The sequence below is a fragment of the Streptomyces sp. NPDC059003 genome (assembly GCF_042740445.1).
Lineage (GTDB): Bacteria > Actinomycetota > Actinomycetes > Streptomycetales > Streptomycetaceae > Streptomyces.
The window spans coordinates 5,404-31,303 of record NZ_JBHYJH010000119.1 but is presented as its reverse complement, the minus strand read 5'-3'; the positions used below and the strand labels follow the sequence as shown (position 1 = coordinate 31,303).

The 25,900-nt window shown below is 72.1% G+C and carries 23 protein-coding genes and 1 tRNA gene; 12 read left to right on the top strand and 12 right to left on the bottom strand.

From position 1 onward, the window contains the following. Positions 1-57: 57 nt before the first annotated feature. From ACFWZ5_RS32085 to ACFWZ5_RS32075, 3 genes are all read right to left on the bottom strand, one after another. Complete coding sequence (locus ACFWZ5_RS32085; RefSeq protein ID WP_384804229.1) at positions 58-339, bottom strand: hypothetical protein; 282 nt, start codon at positions 337-339, stop codon at positions 58-60. Between the two features lie 18 nt (positions 340-357). Next, a complete protein-coding gene (locus ACFWZ5_RS32080) occupies positions 358-1,089 on the bottom strand; it encodes a TetR/AcrR family transcriptional regulator (protein ID WP_384804227.1) in 732 nt (243 codons plus the stop codon). Between the two features lie 100 nt (positions 1,090-1,189). Continuing rightward, entirely contained in the window at positions 1,190-2,128 is a 939-nt protein-coding gene (locus tag ACFWZ5_RS32075) for a diiron oxygenase (RefSeq protein WP_384804225.1), read from the bottom strand. A gap of 272 nt (positions 2,129-2,400) precedes the next feature. Here ACFWZ5_RS32075 and ACFWZ5_RS32070 point away from each other — a divergent pair, with 272 nt between their 5' ends. Continuing rightward, on the top strand, positions 2,401-3,504 hold the full coding sequence (locus ACFWZ5_RS32070) for a ferritin-like domain-containing protein (RefSeq protein WP_384804223.1): 1,104 nt from the start codon (positions 2,401-2,403) through the stop codon (positions 3,502-3,504). A gap of 143 nt (positions 3,505-3,647) precedes the next feature. Here ACFWZ5_RS32070 and ACFWZ5_RS32065 read toward each other — a convergent pair whose 3' ends face one another. From ACFWZ5_RS32065 to ACFWZ5_RS32035, 7 genes are all read right to left on the bottom strand, one after another. After that, positions 3,648-5,114, bottom strand: a complete 1,467-nt coding sequence (locus ACFWZ5_RS32065; protein ID WP_384804221.1) for a penicillin-binding transpeptidase domain-containing protein — start codon at positions 5,112-5,114, stop codon at positions 3,648-3,650. Then, positions 5,111-6,472, bottom strand: coding sequence for an FtsW/RodA/SpoVE family cell cycle protein (locus ACFWZ5_RS32060; RefSeq protein WP_384804219.1), 1,362 nt, complete (start codon positions 6,470-6,472; stop codon positions 5,111-5,113). The genes ACFWZ5_RS32065 and ACFWZ5_RS32060 overlap by 4 nt, the downstream gene beginning before the upstream one ends. A gap of 63 nt (positions 6,473-6,535) precedes the next feature. Next, positions 6,536-6,910 carry an SH3 domain-containing protein gene (locus ACFWZ5_RS32055; RefSeq protein WP_384804217.1) on the bottom strand — a complete coding sequence of 125 codons (375 nt, stop codon included), beginning with the start codon at positions 6,908-6,910 and terminating at the stop codon, positions 6,536-6,538. A gap of 167 nt (positions 6,911-7,077) precedes the next feature. After that, the gene (locus tag ACFWZ5_RS32050) at positions 7,078-8,391 is read right to left on the bottom strand and encodes an ATP-binding protein (protein ID WP_384804215.1); all 1,314 of its coding nucleotides are present in this window, start codon (positions 8,389-8,391) and stop codon (positions 7,078-7,080) included. Further along, on the bottom strand, positions 8,388-9,170 hold the full coding sequence (locus ACFWZ5_RS32045) for a hypothetical protein (RefSeq protein ID WP_384804213.1): 783 nt from the start codon (positions 9,168-9,170) through the stop codon (positions 8,388-8,390). The genes ACFWZ5_RS32050 and ACFWZ5_RS32045 overlap by 4 nt, the downstream gene beginning before the upstream one ends. Positions 9,171-9,265: 95 nt before the next feature. Further along, a complete protein-coding gene (locus ACFWZ5_RS32040) occupies positions 9,266-9,859 on the bottom strand; it encodes a class F sortase (RefSeq protein ID WP_384804231.1) in 594 nt (197 codons plus the stop codon). Positions 9,860-10,043: 184 nt separating this feature from the next. Further along, positions 10,044-10,616, bottom strand: a complete 573-nt coding sequence (locus tag ACFWZ5_RS32035; protein WP_384806866.1) for a hypothetical protein — start codon at positions 10,614-10,616, stop codon at positions 10,044-10,046. A gap of 293 nt (positions 10,617-10,909) precedes the next feature. On the opposite strand from ACFWZ5_RS32035, the gene ACFWZ5_RS32030 reads away from it, so the two are divergent. Continuing rightward, positions 10,910-11,713, top strand: coding sequence for a nuclease-related domain-containing protein (locus ACFWZ5_RS32030; protein WP_384806862.1), 804 nt, complete (start codon positions 10,910-10,912; stop codon positions 11,711-11,713). Between the two features lie 493 nt (positions 11,714-12,206). Here ACFWZ5_RS32030 and ligD read toward each other — a convergent pair whose 3' ends face one another. Beyond that, a complete protein-coding gene (gene ligD / locus ACFWZ5_RS32025) occupies positions 12,207-13,103 on the bottom strand; it encodes a non-homologous end-joining DNA ligase (protein WP_384802421.1) in 897 nt (298 codons plus the stop codon). A gap of 80 nt (positions 13,104-13,183) precedes the next feature. On the opposite strand from ligD, the gene ACFWZ5_RS32020 reads away from it, so the two are divergent. Further along, positions 13,184-14,233 carry a Ku protein gene (locus tag ACFWZ5_RS32020; RefSeq protein WP_384802424.1) on the top strand — a complete coding sequence of 350 codons (1,050 nt, stop codon included), beginning with the start codon at positions 13,184-13,186 and terminating at the stop codon, positions 14,231-14,233. A 54-nt stretch (positions 14,234-14,287) separates the two neighbouring features. On the opposite strand, the gene ACFWZ5_RS32015 is transcribed toward ACFWZ5_RS32020, so the two are convergent. Next, positions 14,288-15,103, bottom strand: a complete 816-nt coding sequence (locus ACFWZ5_RS32015; protein WP_384802427.1) for a class I SAM-dependent methyltransferase family protein — start codon at positions 15,101-15,103, stop codon at positions 14,288-14,290. A 183-nt stretch (positions 15,104-15,286) separates the two neighbouring features. Here ACFWZ5_RS32015 and ACFWZ5_RS32010 point away from each other — a divergent pair, with 183 nt between their 5' ends. The 9 genes from ACFWZ5_RS32010 (at position 15,287) to rho (ending at position 25,833) form a co-directional block, all read left to right on the top strand. After that, positions 15,287-16,105, top strand: coding sequence for an SAM-dependent methyltransferase (locus ACFWZ5_RS32010; RefSeq protein WP_384802430.1), 819 nt, complete (start codon positions 15,287-15,289; stop codon positions 16,103-16,105). Between the two features lie 112 nt (positions 16,106-16,217). Then, a tRNA-Arg gene (locus ACFWZ5_RS32005) sits at positions 16,218-16,289 on the top strand. A 134-nt stretch (positions 16,290-16,423) separates the two neighbouring features. Continuing rightward, positions 16,424-16,960 carry a PleD family two-component system response regulator gene (locus ACFWZ5_RS32000; protein WP_384802433.1) on the top strand — a complete coding sequence of 179 codons (537 nt, stop codon included), beginning with the start codon at positions 16,424-16,426 and terminating at the stop codon, positions 16,958-16,960. Positions 16,961-17,047: 87 nt separating this feature from the next. Further along, positions 17,048-18,115, top strand: coding sequence for an ArgS-related anticodon-binding protein NrtL (gene nrtL, locus ACFWZ5_RS31995; RefSeq protein WP_384802436.1), 1,068 nt, complete (start codon positions 17,048-17,050; stop codon positions 18,113-18,115). Between the two features lie 21 nt (positions 18,116-18,136). Further along, the gene (lysA, locus tag ACFWZ5_RS31990) at positions 18,137-19,528 is read left to right on the top strand and encodes a diaminopimelate decarboxylase (protein WP_384802439.1); all 1,392 of its coding nucleotides are present in this window, start codon (positions 18,137-18,139) and stop codon (positions 19,526-19,528) included. Between the two features lie 123 nt (positions 19,529-19,651). Further along, a complete protein-coding gene (locus ACFWZ5_RS31985; protein ID WP_384802451.1) occupies positions 19,652-20,941 on the top strand; it encodes a homoserine dehydrogenase in 1,290 nt (429 codons plus the stop codon). Positions 20,942-20,947: 6 nt separating this feature from the next. Further along, complete coding sequence (gene thrC, locus ACFWZ5_RS31980; RefSeq protein WP_384802442.1) at positions 20,948-22,006, top strand: threonine synthase; 1,059 nt, start codon at positions 20,948-20,950, stop codon at positions 22,004-22,006. A 430-nt stretch (positions 22,007-22,436) separates the two neighbouring features. Continuing rightward, positions 22,437-23,354, top strand: coding sequence for a homoserine kinase (gene thrB, locus ACFWZ5_RS31975; RefSeq protein ID WP_384802445.1), 918 nt, complete (start codon positions 22,437-22,439; stop codon positions 23,352-23,354). Between the two features lie 391 nt (positions 23,355-23,745). Continuing rightward, the gene (gene rho, locus ACFWZ5_RS31970) at positions 23,746-25,833 is read left to right on the top strand and encodes a transcription termination factor Rho (RefSeq protein WP_384802448.1); all 2,088 of its coding nucleotides are present in this window, start codon (positions 23,746-23,748) and stop codon (positions 25,831-25,833) included. The last annotated feature ends 67 nt before the right edge of the window (positions 25,834-25,900 follow it).

Genomic DNA, 25,900 nt, shown 5'->3' with positions numbered 1-25,900 from the left:
AGGACGAGGCGCGCAGCGCCGGAGAGAAGGGGGTCTGGGGGCGGAGCCCCCAGGGGGTCAGCGGGGTGGTTTTGACCAGGGCCACTTCAGGTTGCGGAGGGTGCCCTCGTTCGGCTCCGCGTCCGGCGCGTACTCGTACCGCCACCCCGGGTGGAACCCCAACCGCTTCGCGGCCGCCTTCGGCACCCGCCGGTAGACGAGCACGGTGGGTTCCTCGCCGTCCGCGCCCGGGACGGGCACGCGGTAGACCTTCGGCGGATGGCCGGTCGGTCCGACGAGGACCGGCAGGACGCGGCCGTCCAGCGGGCCCCCTACGAAGGGGGTGTCTTCACTCTTCACACCCCCAGTGTCCCCCGGTCACACCAGCCGCGCCGCGTCCACCACCACCGGAAGGACCCGCCGCGCGAGCTCGCCCACCGGCCCGTCGGGGAGCTCCAGGGCGAGGGCCCGCCGCACCACGCCCGCGGTCTGCGCGTCGCGCCCCGCGGTCGCCGTGATCTGGGCCACGAACTGCTCGACGAGCCAGTCGCGCAGCTCGTCGACGGGCGGCTGCTTGTCCTCGTCGAGCCAGATGAGGGAGGCCGCCTCGACCGCGGTGATCCACATGCGGACCACCATCCGCAGGCGCGGCCCGGCCGGTTCGGCGAGCTCCAGATGGGCGAGGATCTGCTCGGCCGCCGACCGGCGCACGCCGTCCACGATGGCGGTCGTGCGCGAGGTCTCCACGACGCTGCCGCCCTGGAGCAGCGCGCTGAACCCGGCGTCGTGCTCGTCGACGAAGGCGAGGTAGCGGTCGACGGCGCGGGCGAGCCGCCGGGTGAGCGGCCCGTCCTGGGGCTCGGCGAAGCACTGCTCCAGCTCGTCGGCGGCCGACCGCAGCGCGGCCTCGTACAACTGCTGCTTGCCGCCCGGGAAGTAGCGGTAGACCAGCGGGCGCGACACTCCGGCGGCCTCGGCGACGTCGTCGAGCGAGACCTCCTCGGGCGCGCGGTGCGCGAAGAGGGACAGGGCGGCGGCGAGCAGCTGACTGCGCCGCGCCTCGACGCTGAGGCGCCGGTACGCACGGGTGTGGCCTGCGGCTGCGGTCATGTCCGGCAGCGTAACCGTGTTGTCGTACGAGGAGTCCGGCGCGGAGCGGACCGCCCGGCCGAAAACCGCTGCCGGCGACCGCCGCCGCCCGTACCGGCTGTTACGCGAGGAGTCCCGACGACCGCCACAGCCTGCGGCCGACGCCCCGGAGCACCCCGATGTCGTCCAGGAAGTCCGTGAGGCGCTTGGCGCCGGTCTGCATGACCTCGCGGCGGTGGCCGCTCGCCTTGACCTGGGCCATCGCCTCGCGGCGGTCGAGGCCGACGTCGGAGTAGACCTTCGGGTTCACGAAGGCGATGGAGAAGACGCGGGCCGCCTCGCCGCAGCTGACGCGGGTGAGCTCGCGCTCCCAGCGGGGCGCGGTCACCATCTGGCGCCGCAACTCCTCGCGCGCGTACCGGACATGGCGGGCCTCCTCGACCACGTGGATCCGCGTCACGCCGCGCACGATCGGCTGCACGCGCTCGTCCGGGAACGTCAGGCGCTGCATCCAGTCGAGGATCTCCTCGCCGAGCAGGGTGCAGGCGAAGGAGCCGGGGGTGGTGGAGACGGTCTTCAGGACGCGGGCGAGGTTGTGGTTGAGCTTGGTGACGGGGTACGTCGGGGCGCCGCCCTTCTGGATCATGCGGGCGAACATCATCGAGTGGCGGCACTCGTCGGCGATCTCCGTGAGCGCGTACCGCACGTGCGCGCTGGTCACGGACTTGTCGTAGATGTGCCGTACGAGCAGCTGCATCAGGATGATCTCGAACCAGATGCCGAGCGAGGCGAGCGAGGCCGCCTCGTGCCGGGCGAGGTCCATGCGCTGTTCCTCGGACATCCGCCGCCACAGCGGGGTGTCGTAGAGCGAGACGAGCTCCGGCGGCCAGAACCACTTGCCGTCCTCGACCGGCGCGTCCCAGTCGAGCTCCTTGTCGGGGTCGAAGGAGTGTTTGGCGGACGACTCCAGGAGGCGCACGGCCACCTGTTCGCGGTCCTTGAGCAGGCCGAGCGCGTCCCGCAGACCCGAGAGCTGGCCGTCTTCGGTCACGGTCGTCATGAGGTCTCCTGCTCTTCGTGTGTTCGCTGTCGTTCGCTGGTGTGCTCTGGTGTGCTCTGGTGTGCTCTGGTGTTTCCTGCGGCGCTCTCCAGCGAGTTACCAGCGGTCACCTCTTATAAGACTGCTTGTCAGCAAGGTCGTCAATCCCTTGCGCGCGACTTGTTGACCCGGCATCTACCAACGTGTGAGTCTGCCAACCAGCCACCCCTTTGCGGCGGTTGCCCGGAAAGCCCGTCACGGCCGGGCCCTCCCGAGACCCGCGAGGAGCCTTCTTGTCTACGCGCGATCTCTACACCGAGGCCACCGACGAGGTGACCTGGCACGTGCCCGCGACCGGCGCCGCCCGCTTCAGCTGGGAGTACGACGATGGTCGCGAGCGCCTCCTGAACCTGTACCAAAAGGGCAAGGACAAGCAGTGGGACGGCGCCACTCGCATCGACTGGGACCTGGAGGTCGACCCGCTCGACCCGCTCGGCACCCCGGACGAGGCGATGACGCTGTACGGAACGCGCCACTGGGACCTGATGAACGAGCGCGACCGCGGCGAGCTGCGCAAGCACACCACCGCCTGGCAGTTCAGCCAGTTCCTGCACGGCGAGCAGGGCGCGATGGTGTGCGCGGCGCGGATCGTGGAGTCCGTGCCCGACCTGGACGCCAAGTTCTACTCCGCGACCCAGACCATGGACGAGGCGCGGCACGCCGAGATCTACGGCCGCTTCCTGCACGAGAAGATCGGCATGCTCTACCCGATCAACGACGATCTGCAGTCGCTCCTCGGCGACACCCTGCGCGACTCCCGCTGGGACATGCCCTACCTCGGCATGCAGGTCCTCATCGAGGGCCTGGCCCTCGCCGCGTTCGGCATGATCCGCGACACCACGGACCGGCCGCTGCCCCAGCAGATCCTCGCCTACGTCATGCAGGACGAGGCCCGGCACGTCGCCTTCGGGCGGATGGCGCTGCGCGACTACTACAAGCAGCTCACCGACGCCGAGCTGCGCGAGCGCGAGGAGTTCGTCATCGAGGGCTGCCATCTGATGCGCGACCGGCTGCGCGGCGTCGAGGTCCTGGAGAACTTCGGCATCCCGCCGAAGGAGGCCGAGGAGTACAGCGAGCGCTCCGAGTACCTCCAGCTCTTCCGGAAGCTCCTCTTCAGCCGCATCGTGCCGTGCGTCAAGGACATCGGCCTGTGGGGCAAGCGGCTCCAGCAGGCGTACGTGGACATGGGCGTGTTCGACATGGGCGACTCCAATCTGGACCAGCTGATGGCTCAGGACGAGGAGATCGCCGAGAAGCTCGACGCGGAGCGTTTCGCCAGCGAGGAGCGGGAGCGGGTCGCGGAGGTGGAGCGGACGATCGCGGCAGGCGAGCGCTGACGCGAAGTCCCCCAACCCCGCCCCTTCCCGAACCTGGGGCTCCGCCCCAGACCCCGCTCCTCAAACGCCGGAGGGGCTGAATCCTGCCGCAAGATCCAGCCCGTCCGGCGTTTGAGGACGAGCGCGCAGCGCGATGCTCTGCGTCAGGCGCCCCCGCCAGCGAGCACCGCCTCCATCACCGCACGGGCGACCGGTGCCGCGCTCCCACCCCCGCTGATATCCGCGCGGTCAGCGGCCGCATCCTCCACCACCACCGCGACCGCCACCGCAGGCTCCGCGTCCCCCGCCCGCTGCGCCCACGCAATGAACCACGCATACGGCGTCCCGGCATTCCCGAGCCCGTGCTGCGCGGTCCCGGTCTTCCCGCCCACGGTCACACCGGGAATCGCGGCGTTCCGCCCGGTCCCCCTCTCGACGACGTCCGTCATCAGCTCCCGCAGCTGGAGGGCGGTGCCGGGGTTCATCGCCTGGTAGCGGGACCGGGGCTGCGTCGAGGACACGGTGGCGCCGTCGTCGGTCGTGGTCCGGTCCACCAGGTGCGGCTCCTTGACGAAGCCGCCGCCGGCCACGGCCGCCGAGACCATCGCCATCTGCAGGGGCGTGGCGCGCGTGTCGTACTGCCCGATGGCGGACAGCGCCGTCTGCGCGCGGTCCATCGAGGTGTCGAACGTGCTGGTGGCGACCGACGAGGGCACCTTCAGACCGGAGTCGTTGAAGCCGAACTTCGCCGCCGTGCCCGCCAGGGCGGACAGCCCCGTGTCGGCGCCCAGCTTGGCGAACACGGTGTTGCACGACCACTGGAAGGCGTACCGCAGGCTCGCGTCCGTGCAGCCCTCGACCTCGTTCGACAGACGCGTGGAGGTGCCGGGCAGCGTGTACGGGTCCGGCGACTTCGTGGGCGCGTCCACGTCGGTGATCTCCCCGGAGTCCAGGGCGGCCGCCGCCGTCACCACCTTGAACGTCGAACCGGGCGGATACGTCTGCCGCAGGGCGCGGTTCAGCATCGGCTTGTCCGGGTCGCCGTTCAGCCGCGACCAGGCCGCCGTCACCGCACTCCCGGTCCCCGCGAGCGACTCCGGGTCGTACGACGGCGTGGAGACAAGCGCGAGGATGCGGCCGGTGCTCGGTTCGAGGGCCGCCACGGCGCCCTTCTTGCCGCCGAGCCCGGCGTAGGCCGCCCGCTGCACGGCCGCCTTCACGGTGGTGACGACGTTGCCGCCGGGGTTGAGGGCGCGCGTGATGTCGTTCCACAGCGGCACCGGCGCGAGCATCGGATCGGTGCCGGAGAGCACGTCGTCCTCGGCGTGCTCCAGGAACGTGGTGCCGTACACCTGCGAGGCGAAGCCCGTCACGGGCGCGTACAACGGGCCGTTCTTGTAGGTGCGTTCGTAGCGGAGCTGCTCGCCGGTGTCCTTGGAGCCGGTGACCGGGCGGCCGTCCACCAGGATGTTGCCGCGCGGCTGCGCGAAGCGCTCGATGGCCAGACGGCGGTTCGCCGGGTTGTCGTCGTAAGCCTCGGAGTCGACGACCTGGACGCGGGTGGCGTTCACCAGCAGGGCCACGAGCAGCAGCGCGCAGAAGGCGGCGGCGTGGCGGATGTACCGCGTCATGCGGGCTCCTCCTGATCCTTGGGCTGTGAGGCCTGCGCGCGGGCCGAGTCGCTGATCCGGATGAGCAGCGCCACGATGATCCAGTTGGTGACGACGGACGAGCCGCCCTGCGCCAGGAACGGCATCGCCATGCCGGTCAGCGGGATGAGCCCGGTCACGCCGCCCGCGATCACGAACACCTGGAGCGCCACGATCGAGGCGAGCCCCACGGCGAGCAGCCGCCCGAAGGGGTCGCGCAGCGCGAGCCCCGCCCGGAACCCGCGCTCCACGAGCAGCGCGTAGAGCAGGAAGATCGCCGTGAGACCGGTGAGGCCGAGCTCCTCGCCCGCCGTCGCGAGGATGAAGTCGGACTTCGCGGCGAAGCCGATGAGGATCGAGTGCCCGAGCCCGAGCCCGGCCCCGAGCAGCCCGCCCGCGGCGAACGCGAAGAGCGACTGCGCGAGCTGGTTGGGCCCCCGGCCCGCCTCGATGGACGCGAACGGGTGCAGCCAGTCCGCGACCCGGCTGTGCACATGCGGTTCGAGGGAGCCGACGGCGTACGCGCCGACCGCGGCGAGCAGCAGCCCGACGGCGATCCAGCCGATGCGGCCCGTGGCGACGTACAGCAGGACCACGAAGAGCCCGAAGAACAGCAGCGAGGTGCCGAGGTCCCGCTCCAGGACGAGGACGCCGACGCTGAGCAGCCAGATCGCGACGATCGGCCCGAGCACCCGGCCCGGCGGCAGGTGGAGGCGCCGGAGCCTGCCCGGGCCGCCGCCCGTGTACGTGAGGGCGTCGCGGTGCGCGGCGAGGTAGCTGGCGAAGAACACGGCGAGCAGGATCTTCGCGAACTCGCCGGGCTGGATGGAGAATCCGCCGAGCCGGATCCAGATGCGGGCGCCGTTCACGGCCGGGAAGAAGATCGGCACGATCATCAGGACGAGGGCCGTGACGACACAGACGTACGCGTAGCGCCGCAGCATCCGGTGGTCGCGGAGGAGCACGACGACCGCGACGCACAGGCCGACCCCGATCGTGGACCAGACGAGCTGGGTCGGCGCCGCCCGGTCGCCGGGGGTCTCCAGGTCGAGCCGGTAGATCAGGACCAGGCCGAGGCCGTTGAGGAGCACGGCGATCGGGAGGAGCAGCGGGTCGGCGTACGGGGCGCGCAGGCGTACCGCCAGATGGGCGAGGAGCGCGAGGACGCCGAGCCCGGCGCCGTAACCGGCGGCGCCGGGCGGGACGGAGCCGGTCCGCGCCAGGCCCACGTCGCAGTAGCCGTAGACCGAGAGCAGGACGGCGACGACGATCAGGGCGAGCTCGGTGCCGCGGCGCCGCGGGACGCGGACGGCAGGGGGGTCCGCGGTGGGTCCGGCCATGACCGGAACGTAGCAAGCCGCGGGCTTAATGTCCGGTTATGACCCCGCGGGTGCGCCGGTGGTTCAGCACCAGCGCGGGGCGGCCCCGATGTTGGCGATGTAGTGCGCCGCGCCCCAGGCCCAGGTGCCGTCGGTGAGGAGGTACCAGCGGTCGTTGTGGTGCACCCAGTCGCCGCGCGTCTTGCAGAAGATGTGCACGATCTTGCCGTACGGCTCCTTGCGGATGACCGCGCTGCCGCGGGTCGGCTTGTCGCGCAGCAGCAGCCCGCCCTTGGCGGTGACCTTGCCCTTGTAGACGCGGGGGTGCTCGGCCGCGTCGGCGGCGGGGGCGGAGTCGGCGGCGAGGGCGGGGGCGGCGGCCAGGGTGGTGGCGGCGAGGGCGCCGGTGGCGACGGCTATGCCGAGACGGACGAGGGCGGAGCGGGGGCGAAGGGCCATGAGGGCCTCCTCTGGAGAGCGTGATGTGTGGGCCGGGATAAAGGCCGTGATTCACGCTAAAAGCGACACGGGGTGCACGCAAAAGGTCACGGAGGGCGCATCAGCCCGTCCGGCGTTTGAGGACGAGCCAGGCCGCAGGCCGCGATCAACGGTGCGCACGGCTCCGTTCAGCCGGACGCGTCCCCCTCGTCCTCCGGTGGCGTCACGTCGTACGGAAGGGTGAGCGTCGCCAGGGCTCCGGAGCCAGGGTTGGTGAACGTCAGGGTCGCGCCGACAACCCTGGCCTGACCGAGCGCGATGGTCAGGCCGAGCCCGTGGCCCTTCGTCGTGCCCTCCGTGCGGAACCGCTGCGGCCCGTGCTCCACCAGGTAGTCCGGGAAGCCGGGGCCGTGGTCCCGCACGGTGATCACCGGCCCGTCCACCGTCAGGGACACCGGCGGAGCCCCGTGCTTGACGGCGTTGGCGACCAGGTTCCCCAGCACCCGCTCCAGGCGCCGCCCGTCGGTGTCCACCACGATGTCGCGTACGACGACGAGCTCCACGTCGGCGCCCGAAGCCCGCACCACCCGCTCGGCCAGTGGAGCGAGGCGGACGGCGTCGACGTCCACGCGCTCGTTCCGCGCGTCGAGCCGGGAGATCTCCAGGAGGTCCTCGGTGAGCGTGCGCAGCGCGGCCACCCGGTCCCGGACCAGCTCGGTGGGGCGGCCCGGCGGCAGCAGCTCGGCGGCCGCGTGCAGACCGGTCAGCGGGGTGCGCAGCTCGTGCGCCACGTCCGCGGTGAACCGCTGCTCGCTCAGGAGCTTGCCCTGGAGCGACGACGCCATCGTGTCCAGGGCGCCGGAGACCGTGGCCACCTCGTCCTGGTGGCGGCGCGGGTCGCGGGTCCGCGGGTCCTGTACGCGCGCGTCCAGGTCACCCGCGCTGATGCGCCGCGCGACCCGCGCCGTCAGATGGAGCCGCCGCGTCACGCGCGTCACCGCGAACGAGCCGACGAGCAGCGTCGCCCCGATCGCGAGCACCGACGAGCCGAGGATCGCCCGGTCGAGCCCGTCGATGGTGCGGGCGCCCTGGCCGTAGTCGACCTCGACGGCGATCGCGCGCCGGCCGTCCGCGGGCCCCGCGGCCCACACCGTCGGGCGCTTGTCGTGGTCGCCGACCATCGTGCCGCGCTGCCCGCTCACGGCGAGGTCCCGCAGTGCTCCCGGAAGCCCCGGCGGGTCGATGCCCGCGCCCGGCCCGAGACGGCCGCCCGCCTCGTACTGCTTGGTGACCTCGTCGAGCCGCGTGAGCGCCCGGTCGCGGGCCTGGCCCACGGTCTGGTCGGTCACCGCGACGTGCACGAGGACGCCGAGCAGCGCCGCGAGCGCGCAGCACATGAGGGCGATGAAGACGCCCGCCTTCCACGTGAGGGACGCGGTCCAGGCGGGCAGGCGCAGCGGACGGCGCCGGCTGCGGGCGCGGGGGTCCCGGGTCCCGGTCATTCGCCGTCGTCCGGACGTTCGCCGGAGCTCGGTCCTGGGACCGGTTCCTCCTCGGCGGGGGCCTGGGTCAGCTCCGGCAGCGGGCTGCGCGCCCCCTTGGGCCGGGGCGCGTCGGACGAGCGCAGGATCTCGTCGCGGGCCGGGAGCATCGCGCGCTGGTGCCGGTCCCAGGACCAGGCCGTGCGGTACTCGTAGCCGGGCAGGTCGGAGACCGCGCGGACCACCAGGTCGCGCCCGGCGAGCTCGATGCCGAGCACGGCGTCGGACGTGCCCATGATCTGCGTCAGCTGCCCCTTCTCCATCGCGTACACGCGGATGGCCAGCTGCTCCTCGGGCATGCGGATGCCGATGACGAGGTCGTCCTTGCCGTCGCCGGTGAAGTCGCGGTAGTACGCCTTGAGGACCGGGCACTCCTTGTTCTTCTTGCCGCAGTTCTTCAGGGCCGTGACCGTCTCCTTGTAGAGCGCGTCCGGGCCGCTGTAGACGTCCGGGTTCGCCGCGACCTCGGCCTTCACGATGTCGACGGGGTTCACCTTGTGCAGATCGCCGCCGGGCACCTTCACGCCCTTGACCTGCTGGGTCTCGCCTTCTCCGTAGTCACCGACCGGCGAGGACGCGGGCGGCAGGTCGGGCCACAGGCGGGTGGGGCCGACGGCCGTGGGGGTCTCGCCCGCGGCGCGCAGGTCGCCCGGGTCGCCGCAGCCCGCGGCGAGCACGGCCGCGGGCAGCACGAGGACGGCTGCGGCGAGCACGCTGCGTCGGCGGCTGCGGCTGTTCAACTGCTCTCCTGCGGGCCTCGAGGCGGTGGTGGCACGGGCGGTGGTGACACGGACGGGCCGGACCCGGGCGGTCAGGACACCCCGGGGGTGCCCGCTCAGCGCACGAGGTCGGCGTACAGAATGATGTTGTCGCTGCGGTGACCGTCCTTGATCGGGCCGCCGCACGTCAACAGGCGCAGCTCGGGCCGGTCGGTCGCCCCGTACACCTTATGGGTTGGAAAGTCTTTCTTGTCGACCTGCTGGATCTCACGGACCCGGAACGTCGCCGTGCTGCCGTCCGCGCGCGGCACCATGATCTTGTCGCCGACCTTCACCTTCGCGACGTTCCGCATCAGCGCCGGGCCGTTCGCCGTGTCGTAGTGCGCCACGAGGACGGCCGCGCCCTTCTCGCCCGGCGTCACGCCGCCCGTCCACCAGCCCGGCACCTCCGCCTTCGCGACCGGCGGCACCTGGAGCTCGCCGTCCGCGCCGATGCTGAGGTCCAGCATCCCGGTGGCGGCGACGCCCGCGGCCGGGATGCGCAGACCCGTGGGCCGGGACTTGTCCAGCGGGGCCGTGGCCTGCTTGGCCTGGGCGGTCGCGGCGTTCTTGACGTTGACGTCGGGCGCCGCGGCGCCCGACCGGCCGCCCTGTCCGCAGGCGATCAGGCCGACGCCGATGGCGGCGGTCAGGACGGCGGCGGCCGCGATGCGCCCGGACCGCTTACGGGTGCTGGCGGGGGCGCCCCGGGGGGATTCCTGCTCGACTTCGCTGGGGGTGGTCACGGGTACTCCTGGGAGGGCGGCGGACGGGGAGGGAGGCCGACGGAGGACAGCGGCGGACGCGGAGGCGGGAACCCGGCGTTCCTGGTCTCGGACGGGGAGGGCGGTCCGGTCAGACGTCGGTGCGGCCGCGCCGCATCATGGCGAAGCCGAGGCCCGCGGCGCCGGCCGCGGCCATGCCCCCGCCCGCGACCAGGAACGCCGGGTTCCCGCCGTCCTTGAGCCCGTCCGCACCGGCCTTCACCCCGCCCCGCGGAGTGACGGACTCGGTGCCGCCCTTGCCCTTCCCGCCCTCGTTCTTCGCGAGGTACGTGATGCCGATGTGGCCGTTGACCGGGTACAGCTCGTACCGCACGCCCTGGTGGGTGACCGTCGGGTGCGTCGAGGAGAGGGTGGCGACGCTCTTGCCGCCGACGGAGAGCACCGCGACGTACGCGCCACCGCGGTTCTGCACCTTCGCCTTCGCGCCGTTGCCGAGGGTGACCGAGAAGATGGGGCCGCGCTCCGTGGAGGCGGTGGGGGAGGCAGCGGGTGAGGCAGTGGGTGAGGTCGTGGCGGTGGCCGAGGGCGCGGGCGCCGGGGTGTCGGCGAAGGCGCCGGTGGCCGGGAGCAGGAGCGCGCCGCCGACGAGCGCGGCGACGGCGGCGGTACGACGGAGGACGGAGGTGCGGGGGTGGGTGCTCACGGTGCGTTCCTTGCGCTCGTTCGGCCGACGGGGTCGCGGGTCGTGGGTCGCCGGGGGAGGGGCGATCGATGACAGCTACGAAGCTAGGCGCCGGCCATTGCGGCGGTTCGGCGACTTTGTAACAGGCCGCCATAGCTGTGCAGGCAGTGCGGTTACGGGACGGGCGGGGCAGTCCGCACAGAGCAGGGCGGGGTGGCGAACAGGGGGCGAATCGGCATCAACTTCCTTGCGAAGCCGCCAGGTTCTTGCCCGCGGCACCCCCCGGCTGCTCCCATGGTCATGGGGTGATGGGGATGAGCGGACTGCGCGTCGTACCGGCATACCGGCACGGTCAGGAGCGGCTGTACGTCTGCCGGGCGGACGGCAGGAACGTGGCCTGGTACGACAGGGACACCGCCCGCGTCAACCTGCTCAGCGCCGACCGCGAGGCCGACGTCCTGCACGTCCTCGCCCCCTTCCTGACCGGGAACGTCACGGTGGGGCCGCCGCCCGTGCCGACCCCCGCCGAGCTCGCCCGGCTCACCCTCCACCCCGACGACGACCTCGCGCCCAACCGGCCCGGCGAGGCGCTGCGCGTCTCCCTCGACCGGGAGCCGCCCGCAGCCCGGCGGCTGCGGTCCGACCCCCGGCACCGGGCGCTCGCCGCGGAGATCGCCGTCGGCGACGCGCTGGACCGCCTCGACGCGGTGGGCTGGCACACCTTGCACTCCATCGGCCTCCCCGGTGGCGACCGCATCCACCATCTGCTGATCGGGCCCGGGGGGCTCTTCTGCGTACGGGTCGTCGCCGCGCGCAGGCAGCGGGTGCGGGTCTTCGATCCGATGGTCGGGGTGGGGCGGGCGCAGCCGGTGCCGCTGCTGCGGGAGCTGCGGGGGGAGGCGGGGCGGGCCTCCTTCGCCCTCACGGCCGAGGTGCGGGCCGTGCTCGTGCCGGTCGGGGCGGTGGACGTCGAGGTCGCGGCGCCGCCGCGGGAGGTCCGCGTGCTCCCCGAGGCCGACCTGCCCGCCCTCGCCCGGGCGGGCGGCGTCCTCAAACCGGCCGACGTCGAGGCGCTCCACGCCCTGGCTCGGGACCGTCGCACCTGGACCCACGTCTGACCCTCCCGGCAACGGCCCCCGTCTCCCCGCTACCGCGGCGCCTTCCTCCCACCCGCCCGCCCGTTTCCACCCTCACGCGGGGCGGACGCTTCTGGCGGCGGCCCGCCCGCCGCTGGCGTCTGCGGCTCGCAGTGGCTTCTTCCCACCCACCCGCCCGCCCGTTTCTGCCCTCACGTGGGGCGGACGCTTCTGGTGGTGGCTTGTCCGCCGTTGGCGTCTGCGGTTCGTGGTGGTTTCTTTCCCACCCGCCCGCCCGTTTCTGCCCTCCCGTGAGGTGGGCGCTTCTGGTGGGGCCTATCGCCGTTGGCGGCTGCGCCCGCAGTCGCCGACGGCGCACAGCCCCCACCAGAGGCGCCCACCCCGCGTGGGGCTGGAAACGGGTGGGCGGGTGGGAGAGCATCCGCCGCGGTAGCGGCGGGGACCCGCAGCCGCCGACGGCGGGCAACCCCCACGTGAGGGTGGAAACGGGCGGGCGGGTGGGAGCACCCCGTACTCAGCCCCCCGGGAGGGCCCGCCCCCCACCCCCCTCAAGCAGCACCCCCAACAAATCCCCATACCGCCGCAACCGCCCCCCGAGGTCACCGGCAACAAAGCTGAGCACAGAGCCATCGCACCGCGCGCGACACGCCTCGACCTCCCCCCACGTCACCGGCATGGACACCGCAGGTTCCACCCCCACCCGCAACGTATAAGCCGTGGCCGTCGTCTTCGCCGCAGAGTTCTGACTGAAGTCGACAAACACCTTCCCGGGCCGCACGCTCCGCGCCATCCGATGCACGACGAGCCGCGGCAACGCCCGCTCCGCCTCGACGGCAAGCCCCTTCGCGTACGCGGTGGCGTCCGCGCCAGAAACCGGTACGAGCGGCACGAGCAGATGCAGCCCCTTCCCCCCGGACGTCTTCACGCACACCCGGAAACCGTCGGCCACCAGCCGATCCCGCAGCCACAGCGCGACCTCGCACGCCTCCACCACACTCGCCGGCGGCCCCGGGTCCAGGTCGAACACGAGCCGGTCGGCGACGCCGGGCGCGTCCACCTGCCACTGCGGGGTGTGGAACTCGGTCACCAGGTTGGCCGCCCACATCAACGTGGCCAGGTCCTGGACGAGGATCTGCCGGGCGACCCCGCCGGACCGCGGCACCTCGGCGGTCCGCACCCAGGTGGGCGTACCCGGCAACACGTTCTTGGTGAAGAAACGGGGCCCCTCGGACCCGTCGGGGAAGCGCAGGAACGAGACGGGGCGGTTGGCGAGGTGGGGGAGCAGCACACCCGCGGCGGTGGCGTAGTAGTGCAGGACCTCCCCTTTGGTGAAGCCGCTCGCCGGATACAGCACCTTGTCCAGGTTGCTGAGCGCAAGCCTTCGCCCCTCCACCTCGGTGATGGGCGTCATACGATGAGAATCCCACGAAACGCATAAGAACCTCAATAAACAAACACAAATGCACCAATGCCCCCGAAAGGTGCTCCCCGATGCGGTCCATATGGAACGGCGCCATCTCCTTCGGCCTGGTCAGCATCCCGATCAAGCTGGTGAACGCCACGGAGAGCCACGCGGTCTCCTTCCGCCAGATCCACCTGGAGGACGGCGGCCGCATCCGCTACCGCAAGGTCTGCGAACTGGAGGAGCGCGAGGTCCCGACGGCCGAGATCGGCAAGGGGTACGAGGACGCGGACGGCTCGATCATCCCGATCACGGACGACGACCTCGCGTCGCTGCCGATCCCGACCGCGAAGACGATCGAGATCGTCGCGTTCGTCCCGGCCGACCGCATCGACCCGCTCCAGATGGACACCGCGTACTACCTGTCGGCCAATGGAGTGCCCGCGGCCAAGCCGTACACACTGCTGCGCGAGGCCCTGAAGCGCAGCCGCAAGGTGGCCGTGGCCAAGTTCGCACTGCGTGGCCGCGAACGGCTCGGAATGCTGCGGGTCGTCGACGACGTGATCGCGATGCACGGGTTGCTGTGGCCGGACGAGATCCGCGCCACCGACACCGTCGCACCGGACACGAGCGTCACGATCCGCGACGCCGAACTCGACCTGGCGGACGCCTTGATGGACACGCTCGGCGAGGTCGACATCGACTCCCTGCACGACGACTACCGCGCGGCCGTGGAAGAGATGATCGCCGCCAAGGTCGAGGGCGGCGAGGCGACCGCACCGGCCCCCGCGGCCGAAGGGGGCGGCGGCAAGGTCCTGGACCTGATGGCCGCCCTGGAGAACAGCGTCCGCGCCGCCCGCACGGCCCGCGGCGAACAGCCGAAGGGAGAGACGGCGACGGAGGCCAAGGTCACCGCGCTACCGTCCCGCCGCTCCCGTACGACCCCCAAGCAGGTGGGCGGCAAGAAGTCCACGGCGACGGCCCCGAAGAAGAGCACAGCGAAGAAGACCACCACCAAAACAACGGCGAAGCAGGCCGCAACAAAGAAATCCACGACGAGCAAATCCACGACGAAGAAGGCCACGGCGAAGAAGTCCGCGACAACCAAGAAAACAACCGCGAAGCGCCGCGCCTCATAGCCGCCGCACCCCGCAGCCGACCGCCCCCATGACCACCGTGCGAACGAACCCGCCTCAGCCCCCACGCACGCCACGCACCGCACACACCGTCACCGTGAACAACCCCACCTCCTCCCGCTCACTCACCACGTCCCCGAACCCCGCCGCCCGCGCCCAGCCCTCCGTCTCGGCCGCGTCGCGGCACGTCATCACCCACAGCCGGCCTTCCCGGTTGGGCAGCACGTTCGCGATGAAGTCGAGCTGGGGATGGCGGGTCTGGGTCGTGAACACGAGGACGCCGCCCGGCGCGAGCAGCCCCCGCAGCCGCGCCAGCGAGGCCTGGATGACCGCGTCGTCGAGCAGCAGCTCGTAGAGACCCGACACCACGACGACGTCCGGCGCGCCCCCCTCGGGCGGCGCGGGGTCGAGCGCGTCCCCGGTCTCGTACGAGACATGGCTGAGCCCCCGCGCCCGAGCGAGCCGCTCGCCCTGCCGCAGCCCCGCCTCCGCCAGGTCGCGGCAGACCACCCGCACCCGCCCGGGCCCGTACGCGGCGGCCAGGTCCTGGAGGTAGCGGCCGGGCCCGGCGGCCACGTCGAGCACCCGGACCGCGCGGCCCGGGCGCGCGTCGACCTGCTCCCGCAGGACGCGCTGGAGCAGGGCGCGGCGCGCGCGGATGGCGCGCCAGCCGACGGCGTTCAGATAGACGCGGTCGACGAGGCGGCCGAAACCGAGCGCGCCGTGCGCCTTGTTCACGTACACGTAGTCGAGCATCGTGCCGCTGTCGAAGCCGTGCCGATAGCCGATCCGGATCCCCTCCGAGGTCCGGCCGACCGTGCTCAACAGGCCGCGCAGCACTGCCCACTTGAGGTTCCACAGAGGTTTCGTCATGCCCGCAAGCGTCGCCGCGGCGCCGCGCGCGGGGCATCCGTACGGCTACTCGGGCGGCCTGAGTACGGGCCTGGAGCGCCCGGCAACGAGGGTGACGCGCGGCACAGTTGCTAGGTTGATGCATGATCGGCTGAAACACGATCAACCCGATCGACAGGCCCACGCACCGCAGGAGGTCTCCCCGTGACCGGTTCCGACCCCAGACTCGACTCGTCCGCCGAGATACGCGCACGGATCGACACGAGCAAGCCGCACTCGGCGCGCTTCTGGAACTACTTCGTGGGCGGCAAGGACAACTACGAGAAGGACCGCGAGCTCGGCGACCAGATCAAGGAGATCTTCCCCGGCCTCGTCGACGTGGCCCGCACCAGCCGCCACTTCCTCGGCCGCGCGGTCCGCCACCTGGCGGGGGAGCAGGGCATCCGCCAGTTCCTGGACATCGGCACGGGCCTGCCGACCGCCGACAACACCCACGAGGTCGCCCAGCGCGTCGCCCCCGACGCCCGCATCGTGTACGTGGACAACGACCCCCTGGTCCTGGCCCACGCCCGCGCCCTGCTCACCAGCACGCCCGAGGGCGTCACGGCGTACATCGACGCGAACATGTACGAGCCGGAGGCCATCCTCGAAGAGGCCGCCAAGACCCTGGACCTGACCCAGCCGGTCGCCCTGATGATCCTCAACACCTTGGGCCACGTGGACTCCTTCGAGCAGGCCCGCGACCTGGTCTCCCGCCTCATGGCGGGCCTGCCGTCCGGCAGCTACCTGGTCATCAGCGACTCCACCGCCACCAGCGAGGGCATGATCGCCGCGTCGACCGCGTACAACAAGAGCGGCGCGATCCCCTACTACGTCCGCAGCGTCGAGGAGATCACCGGCTTCTTCGACGGCCTCACGCTCACGGACCCCGGCGTCGCCCAGGTCACCCGCTGGCGCCCCGAACCGACCACGGACACCACCACGGAGGTCGACGCCTACGCCGGCGTCGCCCGCAAGCCGTAACCCCAGCGTGCAGCGTCCGGACCACCCCCGGACGCTGCACGAATACCGGTTCCTGAAGACCCCCGAGGAGCTGGTAGGGTTCTACCCGTCACCGCGCACAAGCGCACGACACGCCCCCGTAGCTCAGGGGATAGAGCAACGGCCTCCGGAGCCGTGTGCGCAGGTTCGAATCCTGCCGGGGGCACGGACAGCATCCGTGCCGGATGTATCAGCAGTAGGGCAAGGGCCCGTGATCCTCGTGATCACGGGCCCTTGTGCGTGCTGGGTGCGTGGGCTCGGCGGCCTGGGCGATCTCGGGGAGGTGGGCCGGGCGTTCGTATGTGCGTGCGCCTCAGGGCTCCCCCGCAAGTGGCGGAAGTGGGCAAAACCCGGACGCGACGGTGGGTGTCGACCTACTCTCAAGTTGTGCCAGGCGTGCCCGGCCGTGTGCTTGTTGTGGACGACAACAAGGTCATCCGGCAACTGATCAGGGTCAATCTCGAGCTGGAGGGCTTCGAGGTCGTGACCGCGGCCGACGGTGCCGAGTGTCTGGACGTCGTACATCAGGTCCGGCCCGACGTCGTCACGCTCGACGTCGTGATGCCCCGCCTCGACGGTCTGCGCACCGCCGCCCGCCTCCGCTCCGACCCGCGTACGCGGACCCTGCCGCTCGTCGTCGTCAGCGCCTGCACGCAGTACGAGGTGGAGGCCGGCCTGGAGGTCGGCGTCGACGCCTTCCTGGCCAAGCCCTTCGAGCCCGCCGAACTGGTCGCGGTGGTACGGCAGTTGATGGATCCCGGCGGTCGGGAGCAGGGGCCCCTGGGGAGCGGGTGCTCCGCGGGCGGGCCCGAGCGGGCGGGGCGCGCCGGCGGGTGAGTCGACGGGACGGGTAGAGGCAGGGCGCGGGGCGGCGGGGGGAAACCCGTTGGGCAGGGCACCCCCTCCCTCCCATACCCTTACCTCGTGACCCCCGTAGAGCTCTCCCGCACCGTCCTGCGTGCCATGCGGTGCGCCGTGGACGCCGGAGAGCTCAGCGCGGGCGTCCCCGACCGGGCGCACATCGAGCGGCCCCGGCCCGGCGGGAGCGGGGACTACGCCACCAACCTCGCCCTCCGTGTCGCCCGCGAGGCAGGCGTGCCGCCGCTGCGGGCCGCCGCGATCCTGTCCGCCCGCATCGCCGCGGAGCCCGGCATCGCGGACGCCGAGGTCACCGGGCCCGGCTTCGTCAGCATCACCCTGGCCGGGGCGCGCGGCGCGGACCTCGTGCGGGACGTGCTGGAGCGTGGTGAGCGGTACGGGCACAGCGACGGCGACTCCGGTCAGCTCGTGCGGCTTCACACCCCCTGTGAGCTGCGGGCCCTCGTCGTCGCCGACGCCGTCCGGCGCATCCTCCGCTCCCAGGGCGCCCTCGTCCGCGTCACCAGCGACGAGGCCCCGGACGCTGCCTGGCAGGACGTGCTCGGGGTGTGGGTCGACGGGCACGGGCAGCCGCCCGCCCCGCTGACCACCCTCCGGCCCGTCCCCGCCCCGGACACCCCGGACCCGCTGCGCCTCGGCCGCGACGCCGGACGCTGGGCCCTGCTCCACCCGGCCGCCCACGACCACCCCCGCACCGGCGACGAACACCTCGCCCAGCGCGAGTCGAACCCCCTGTTCCGCATCCGGTACGCGTACGCCCGCACCCGGGCCCTCACGCGCAACGCCGCCGCCCTCGGCTTCACCAGCGCCCCCGGCGACACAGGGACGGACGTACAGACGGATATACAAGGAGAGGACGAGTTGCTCGGGGCTCTGGGTGATCACCCCGTCGTCCTCGCGCGCTCCGCCCGGCGCCACGAGCCCGACCGGCTCGCCCGGCACCTCGTCCGCACTGCCGACGCCTTCCTCGCGCAGGCGCACACCGTGCTGCCGCTGGGCGACGAGAAACCCTCGGCCGCCCACCGCGCCCGGCTCGCACGCGCCGAAGCCGCCGGGACGGTGCTCGCCGGCGGCCTGTCCCTGCTCGGCATCAGTGCGCCCGACCACTTGTAGACGAGAAGAGACCGAAGAGCCATGAGTCGTTCCGCCCACCCCGCAGGACCCCGGCACGGAGACGTCCTGCCCGAGGGGCACTACTCCCCGCCGCCCGCCGACCTCAACGCCCTCGACCCCAAGGTCTGGGCCAAGACCGTCACCCGCGCCGCCGACGGCACCGTCAGCGTGGGCGGCGTCGGCGTGGCCCGGCTCGCCGAGGAGTTCGGCACGCCCGCGTACTTCGTCGACGAGGCCGACTTCCGCGCCCGCTGCCAGGCCTGGCGCGACGCCTTCGGCCCGGACGCCGACGTGTTCTACGCGGGCAAGGCCTTCCTGTCGCGCGCCGTCGTGCGGTGGCTGCACGAGGAGGGGCTGAACCTCGACGTGTGCTCCGAGGGCGAGCTCGCCACCGCCCTCGCCGCGGGCATGCCCGCCGACCGCATCGCCTTCCACGGCAACAACAAGTCGGTCGCCGAGATCGAGCGCGCCGTCGAGGTCGGCGTCGGCCGCATCGTGCTCGACTCCTTCCAGGAGATCGTGCGGGTCGCGCACGCCGCCGACGCGCTCGGCAAGCGGCAGCGCGTACAGATCCGCGTGACCGTGGGCGTCGAGGCGCACACGCACGAGTTCATCGCCACCGCCCACGAGGACCAGAAGTTCGGCCTCGCGCTCGCCGGGGGACAGGCCGCCGAGGCCGTGCGGCGCGCGCTGAAGCTCGACGGGCTCGAGGTCGTCGGCATCCACAGCCACATCGGGTCGCAGATCTTCGACACCTCCGGGTTCGAGGTGGCCGCGCGCCGGGTCGTGGGACTGCTCAAGGACATCCGCGACGAGCACGGCGTCGAGCTGCCCGAGATCGACCTCGGCGGCGGCCTCGGCATCGCGTACACCAGCGACGACGACCCGCGCGAGCCGCAGGAGATCGCCACCGCGCTGCGCGAGATCGTCACGCGCGAGTGCGCGGCGGCGGGGCTGCGGGTGCCCCGCATCTCCGTGGAGCCGGGGCGCGCCATCGTCGGACCGACGGCCTTCACGCTGTACGAGGTCGGCACCATCAAGCCGCTGGAGGGGCTGCGGACGTATGTCTCCGTGGACGGCGGCATGTCGGACAACATCCGGACGGCTCTGTACGACGCCGAGTACAGCGTCGCGCTCGTGTCCCGTTCGTCCGACGCGCAGCCGATGCTCGTCCGCGTCGTCGGCAAGCACTGCGAGAGCGGCGACATCGTCGTGCGCGACGCGTTCCTGCCGGCCGACCTCGCGCCCGGCGACCTGATCGCCGTGCCCGCGACCGGCGCGTACTGCCGTTCCATGGCGAGCAACTACAACCACGCGCTGCGGCCCCCGGTCGTCGCCGTGAAGGACGGGGACGCACGGGTCATCGTGCGTCGCGAGACGGAAGAGGACCTGCTCCGCCTCGACGTCGGGTGACACCCGGCCCCGTTGCACCCGGCTCGTGAAATTGGCGTCTCACGATCCGGACTTTGGTCAGAAACAGTGTTCCGGTGGGTGAGACTGGACCCACGTACTTGGAGAAGGAAACGAGGTCGGATGATGCGTACGCGTCCGCTGAAGGTGGCGCTGCTGGGCTGTGGGGTTGTCGGCTCAGAGGTGGCGCGCATCATGACGACGCACGCCGACGACCTCACAGCGAGGATCGGCGCCCCGGTGGAGCTCGCCGGGGTCGCCGTCCGCCGCCCCTCCAAGGTGCGTGCCGGGATCGACCCGGCCCTCATCACCACCGACGCGACCGCCCTGGTCAAACGCGGCGACATCGACGTCATCGTCGAGGTCATCGGCGGCATCGAGCCCGCCCGCACCCTCATCACCACCGCCTTCGAGCACGGGGCCTCCGTCGTCTCGGCCAACAAGGCGCTGATCGCCCAGGACGGCGCGGCCCTGCACGCCGCCGCCGTCCAGCACGGGCGTGATCTTTATTACGAGGCCGCGGTCGCCGGCGCGATTCCGCTGATCAGGCCGCTGCGCGAGTCCCTGGCCGGAGACAAGGTCAACCGCGTCCTCGGCATCGTGAACGGCACCACGAACTTCATCCTCGACAAGATGGACTCCACGGGCGCGGGCTACCAGGAGGCCCTCGACGAGGCCACCGCGCTCGGGTACGCCGAGGCCGACCCGACCGCCGACGTCGAGGGCTTCGACGCCGCCGCCAAGGCCGCCATCCTGGCCGGCATCGCCTTCCACACGCGGGTCCGCCTCGACGACGTCTACCGCGAGGGCATGACCGAGGTCACCGCCGCCGACTTCGCGTCCGCGAAGCGTATGGGCTGCACCATCAAGCTGCTCGCCATCTGCGAGCGGGCCGCCGACGGCGGTTCCGTTACGGCCCGCGTGCACCCCGCGATGATTCCGCTCAGCCACCCGCTCGCGTCCGTCCGCGAGGCGTACAACGCCGTCTTCGTGGAGGCCGAGGCCGCGGGCCAGCTGATGTTCTACGGCCCGGGCGCGGGCGGCGCGCCCACCGCGTCCGCCGTCCTCGGCGACCTGGTCGCGGTCTGCCGCAACAAGCTCGGCGAGGCCACGGGCCCCGGCGACTCCGCGTACACCCAGCTGCCCGTGAGCTCCATGGGCGAGGTCGTCACGCGGTACCACATCAGCCTCGACGTGGCCGACAAGCCGGGCGTGCTCGCCCAGGTCGCGACGGTCTTCGCCGAGCACGGCGTGTCCATCGACACGGTCCGTCAGACGGGCAAGGACGGCGAGGCGTCGCTCGTCGTCGTCACCCACCGCGCGCCCGACGCCGCCCTCAGCGGCACGGTCGAGGCGTTGCGCCGACTCGACACCGTGCGTGGTGTCGCCAGCATCATGCGGGTTGAAGGGGAGTAAGCAGCAATGACCCACCAGTGGCGCGGAATCATCGAGGAGTACCGGGACCGGCTTCCCGTCTCCGCCACCACGCCCGTCGTGACGCTCCGCGAGGGCGGCACACCGCTCGTGCCCGCGGCCGTTCTCTCCGAGCGCACCGGCTGCGAGGTCCACCTCAAGGTCGAGGGCGCCAACCCGACGGGGTCCTTCAAGGACCGCGGCATGACCATGGCGATCACCAAGGCCAAGGAGGAGGGCGCGAAGGCCGTCATCTGCGCCTCCACCGGCAACACGTCGGCCTCCGCCGCCGCGTACGCCGTGCGCGCGGGCATGGTCTGCGCGGTCCTGGTGCCGCAGGGCAAGATCGCCCTCGGCAAGATGGGCCAGGCGCTCGTCTACGGCTCGAAGATCCTCCAGGTCGACGGCAACTTCGACGACTGCCTGAACCTCGCGCGCGGCCTGTCCGAGAACTACCCGGTGGCCCTGGTCAACTCGGTCAACCCGTACCGCATCGAGGGCCAGAAGACCGCCTCGTTCGAGATCGTCGACGCGCTCGGCGACGCCCCGGACCTGCACGTCCTGCCGGTCGGCAACGCGGGCAACATCACGGCCTACTGGAAGGGCTACAAGGAGTACGCCGCCGACAAGGTGTCGACGCGTACGCCGCGCATGTGGGGCTTCCAGGCTTCCGGTTCCGCTCCGATCGTGCGCGGCGAGGTCGTCAAGGACCCGTCGACCATCGCCACCGCGATTCGCATCGGCAACCCCGCGTCGTGGCAGCACGCGCTCGCCGCGCGCGACGAGTCGGGCGGCCTCATCGACGAGGTGACGGACCGTGAGATCCTGCGCGCCTACAAGCTGTTGGCCTCCCAGGAGGGCGTCTTCGTCGAGCCCGCCTCGGCCGCGTCCGTCGCCGGTCTGCTGAAGGCCGCCGAGCAGGGCAAGGTCGACAAGGGCCAGCGCATCGTCTGCACGGTCACCGGCAACGGCCTGAAGGACCCGGACTGGGCGGTCGCGGGAGCCCCGCAGCCGGTCACGGTCCCGGTCGACGCGGCCACGGCGGCGGAGCGCCTCGGCCTGGCGTAACGACGCGCGCCACGCCCGGGCCCGGTGCCCGGCCGCCCAGGCGTTCGGCCGTTCGCCCGTGCGTGGCGCGCTGTCCGGTCGTCGGCTTGGCGTCGCCGCGGGGCAGGCGTAACGTACGCCGTCTGGCCTGGCGTAACGTCCGGTGCCCGGCCCGATCGGCCGGTCCCCGGGTCACGCCGGGCAAACCTCTCAACTCCGTACAGGGGGTGCACAGGGGGCTCGCGACACGCATCGTGCGCCTCCTGTGCGCCCTATGTCGCCGCAGAACCTTCCTTCGATAGGCTGTAGCGAACCCGCCCCGCCGCATATGCCGCGGTGCCGCTCGCCGAAGCGGCCTTCGGGTGCTGCCGCCCCTTCCTGGTCGACCTGGTCGAGGCTGGTCGAGGCGGCAAGTCCTCCACAAACAGAGCTCAAGGAGAGTCAGCGAGCGATGGCCGGTCCCGCGTTCCGCGCCGCCGCCGTCAGGGTGCGCGTCCCCGCCACCAGCGCCAACCTCGGCCCGGGCTTCGACGCCCTCGGCCTGTCGCTGGGGCTCTACGACGACGTGGTGGTCCGCGTCGCCGACTCCGGCCTGGGCATCGACATCGCGGGCGAGGGCAGCGACACCCTCCCGCGCGACGAGTCGCATCTGCTCGTACGCTCCCTGCGCACCGCCTTCGACCTGCTCGGCGGGCAGCCGCGCGGCCTGGAGATCGTCTGCGCCAACCGCATCCCGCACGGCCGTGGCCTCGGCTCCTCGTCGGCCGCGATCTGCGCCGGCATCATGGCCGCGCGGGCCGTGACCATAGGCGGCGAGGCCAAGCTCGACGACGCCGCGCTGCTCGAGCTCGCCACCGAGATCGAGGGCCACCCCGACAACGTCGCGGCCTGTCTGCTCGGCGGCTTCACGCTCGCCTGGATGGACGGCTCCGCGGCGCACGCCATCACGATGGATCCCGCCGATTCCATCGTTCCGGTGGTTTTCGTGCACGGAAAGCCCGTACTCACCGAAATGGCCCGCGGCCTGCTCCCGCGCACCGTCCCGCACGTGGACGCGGCTGCCAACGCGGGCCGGGCGGCCCTGCTCGTCGAGGCCCTGACCAGGCGCCCCGAGCTGCTGCTGCCCGCCACCGAGGACCGCCTCCACCAGGACTACCGCGCCCCGGCCATGCCGGAGAGCGCCGCCCTGGTGGAGCGGCTGCGCGCCGACGGCGTGCCCGCGGTGATCTCCGGCGCGGGCCCCACGGTCCTCGCGCTGGTCGACGACAGTGCGGCCGACAAGGTCGCACGCCTCGCGGGCGAGGGCTGGGCGGCCAACCGCCTGACGCTCGACCGCGCGGGAGCGAGTGTGCTGCCGCTCGCTCCTTGACACAGCGAGTCACACGAATTCGGGGGGCACCCCGGATTTGGAGAGGGGGAATGTTTGTTGGATCCGGTAGTGTTAACCTCAAGTCTGCACCCGACCCCACCATGGCGAGGTGCTTTGTGTCCCCGTCCGGGACATCCATCCTTCCGGGAGCCTCCCAAACTGCTTGGTGCATCGCACTGAGCGGTGCCGAGCACGCTCCGGAACCGGCGTGACCGAGCCGAGTGACCACGCTCCTGAAGTGGCCCGGCATCGGGAATCGCCACATCTGTGAACTCTTCCGCCGCGTTGGCGGACCACCGCCCCGGCACGGTCCACACACCAGGGACCGCCGGACAGCACAACCGGTCGCCGAGCCAGACAGGCCGACGTCCGCTCCAGGGAAGGACCCTTCGTGAGCGACACCACCGATCTGATGGGCGTGACTGCCGACACGCCCGCCACGGACGCCTCTGCGGCGCCTGCCACCGGTGCTTCGGCCGGGTCCCGGCGGCGCCGCGGCACCGGCCTCGAGGGCATGGTGCTGGCGGAACTGCAGCAGGTCGCATCGGGCCTCGGAATCAAGGGCACCGCGCGGATGCGCAAGAGCCAGCTGATCGAGGTCATCAAGGAGGCGCAGGCCGGCGGGGGTACTCCGGCCAAGGGCGCCGGGTCGGCCGCGGCCGCCGCGGACGCCACGACCAAGCCGAAGCGCCGTGCGACCTCCAAGGCGCGCACCGGCGAGGCCGCCGCCGACAAGGCGGAGAAGGCCGACAAGGGGGACAAGGCCGACAAGGCCGCGGGTGCGGCCAAGGCCGTCGAGGCCGAGGCGAAGGCCCCGGCCCAGCAGCAGATCGACATCCCCGGCCAGCCGTCCCCCAAGGTCTCGGCTGCGCTCGACCAGGGAGGTGCCCCCTCCGACGACAAGGCGGGCGGGCGCACCCGGCGCCGCGTCACCGCCGAGGCCGGCAGCCCCGAGACCGTGACCGCCGAGGCCAAGGCCGAGGCGGGCGCCACCAAGGTGGAGCAGCAGTCCGAGGCGAAGTCCGACAAGGGCGGCGAGTCCGGTGACGGCGGCGAGGGCCGCCAGGGCCGCAGGGACCGCCAGGGCCGCGGCCGTGACCGCGACCGCCGCGGCAACAAGGGCGACGACCAGCAGGGCGGCCGTCAGGACCGCGACCGGGACCGGGACCGCAAGGACCAGGGCGGCCGTCAGGACCGGCAGCAGCGCGACAACGGCCCGCAGGACGACTTCGACGAGGACGGCGGCGGCCGCCGCGGCCGCCGTGGCCGCTACCGCGACCGCCGTGGCCGTCGTGGCCGCGACGACTTCGCGGGCGAGCCGCAGCTGTCCGAGGACGACGTCCTGATCCCGGTCGCGGGCATCCTGGACATCCTCGACAACTACGCGTTCATCCGTACGTCGGGCTACCTCCCCGGCCCGAACGACGTGTACGTCTCGCTGGCCCAGGTCCGCAAGAACGGCCTGCGCAAGGGCGACCACGTCACCGGCGCGGTCCGTCAGCCCAAGGACGGCGAGCGCCGCGAGAAGTTCAACGCGCTCGTCCGCCTCGACTCCGTCAACGGCATGGCGCCCGAATCCGGGCGCGGGCGACCGGAGTTCAACAAGCTGACGCCCCTTTACCCGCAGGACCGGCTCCGTCTGGAGACCGACCCGGGCGTCCTGACGACCCGCATCATCGACCTCGTCTCGCCCATCGGCAAGGGCCAGCGCGGTCTGATCGTGGCCCCGCCGAAGACCGGCAAGACCATGATCATGCAGGCGGTCGCCAACGCGATCACGCACAACAACCCCGAGTGCCACCTGATGGTCGTCCTGGTCGACGAGCGTCCGGAAGAGGTCACCGACATGCAGCGGTCGGTCAAGGGCGAGGTCATCTCCTCGACCTTCGACCGTCCGGCCGAGGACCACACCACGGTCGCCGAGCTCGCCATCGAGCGCGCCAAGCGCCTGGTCGAGCTGGGCCACGACGTCGTCGTGCTGCTCGACTCGATCACGCGTCTGGGCCGTGCGTACAACCTCGCGGCCCCGGCGTCCGGGCGCATCCTGTCCGGTGGTGTCGACTCGACGGCGCTGTACCCGCCCAAGCGGTTCTTCGGTGCCGCGCGCAACATCGAGGACGGCGGCTCGCTGACCATCCTCGCCACCGCGCTCGTGGACACCGGCTCCCGCATGGACGAGGTGATCTTCGAGGAGTTCAAGGGCACCGGCAACATGGAGCTCAAGCTCGACCGGAAGCTCGCCGACAAGCGCATCTTCCCGGCGGTGGACGTCGACGCGTCCGGCACCCGCAAGGAGGAGATCCTGCTCGGCAGCGACGAGCTCGCCATCGTCTGGAAGCTCCGCCGCGTGCTGCACGCGCTCGACCAGCAGCAGGCCATCGAGCTCCTCCTGGACAAGATGAAGCAGACGAAGTCGAACGCCGAGTTCCTGCTCCAGATCCAGAAGACGACGCCTGCGCCGGGCAACGGAAACGACTGACTGGCGCGGACGCCTGCAGCAGGCTGACCGGAAGGGGCCGGCCCCGCAAGCCCGCGGGCCCGCCCAA

Bases quoted from the DNA above. Each gene is read 5' to 3' on its own strand.
- ACFWZ5_RS32060 (WP_384804219.1), bottom strand. From the start codon at position 6,472: ATGGCCGGACCCACCGCGGACCCCCCTGCCGTCCGCGTCCCGCGGCGC.
- ACFWZ5_RS32015 (WP_384802427.1), bottom strand. From the start codon at position 15,103: ATGACGAAACCTCTGTGGAACCTCAAGTGGGCAGTGCTGCGCGGCCTG.
- ACFWZ5_RS32080 (WP_384804227.1), bottom strand. From the start codon at position 1,089: ATGACCGCAGCCGCAGGCCACACCCGTGCGTACCGGCGCCTCAGCGTC.
- ACFWZ5_RS32000 (WP_384802433.1), top strand. From the start codon at position 16,424: ATGTGCGTGCGCCTCAGGGCTCCCCCGCAAGTGGCGGAAGTGGGCAAA.
- thrC (WP_384802442.1), top strand. From the start codon at position 20,948: ATGACCCACCAGTGGCGCGGAATCATCGAGGAGTACCGGGACCGGCTT.
- ligD (WP_384802421.1), bottom strand. From the start codon at position 13,103: ATGACGCCCATCACCGAGGTGGAGGGGCGAAGGCTTGCGCTCAGCAAC.
- lysA (WP_384802439.1), top strand. From the start codon at position 18,137: ATGAGTCGTTCCGCCCACCCCGCAGGACCCCGGCACGGAGACGTCCTG.
- ACFWZ5_RS32055 (WP_384804217.1), bottom strand. From the start codon at position 6,910: ATGGCCCTTCGCCCCCGCTCCGCCCTCGTCCGTCTCGGCATAGCCGTC.
- ACFWZ5_RS32050 (WP_384804215.1), bottom strand. From the start codon at position 8,391: ATGACCGGGACCCGGGACCCCCGCGCCCGCAGCCGGCGCCGTCCGCTG.
- ACFWZ5_RS32030 (WP_384806862.1), top strand. From the start codon at position 10,910: ATGAGCGGACTGCGCGTCGTACCGGCATACCGGCACGGTCAGGAGCGG.
- thrB (WP_384802445.1), top strand. From the start codon at position 22,437: ATGGCCGGTCCCGCGTTCCGCGCCGCCGCCGTCAGGGTGCGCGTCCCC.
- ACFWZ5_RS32075 (WP_384804225.1), bottom strand. From the start codon at position 2,128: ATGACGACCGTGACCGAAGACGGCCAGCTCTCGGGTCTGCGGGACGCG.
- ACFWZ5_RS32020 (WP_384802424.1), top strand. From the start codon at position 13,184: ATGCGGTCCATATGGAACGGCGCCATCTCCTTCGGCCTGGTCAGCATC.
- ACFWZ5_RS31985 (WP_384802451.1), top strand. From the start codon at position 19,652: ATGCGTACGCGTCCGCTGAAGGTGGCGCTGCTGGGCTGTGGGGTTGTC.
- ACFWZ5_RS32065 (WP_384804221.1), bottom strand. From the start codon at position 5,114: ATGACGCGGTACATCCGCCACGCCGCCGCCTTCTGCGCGCTGCTGCTC.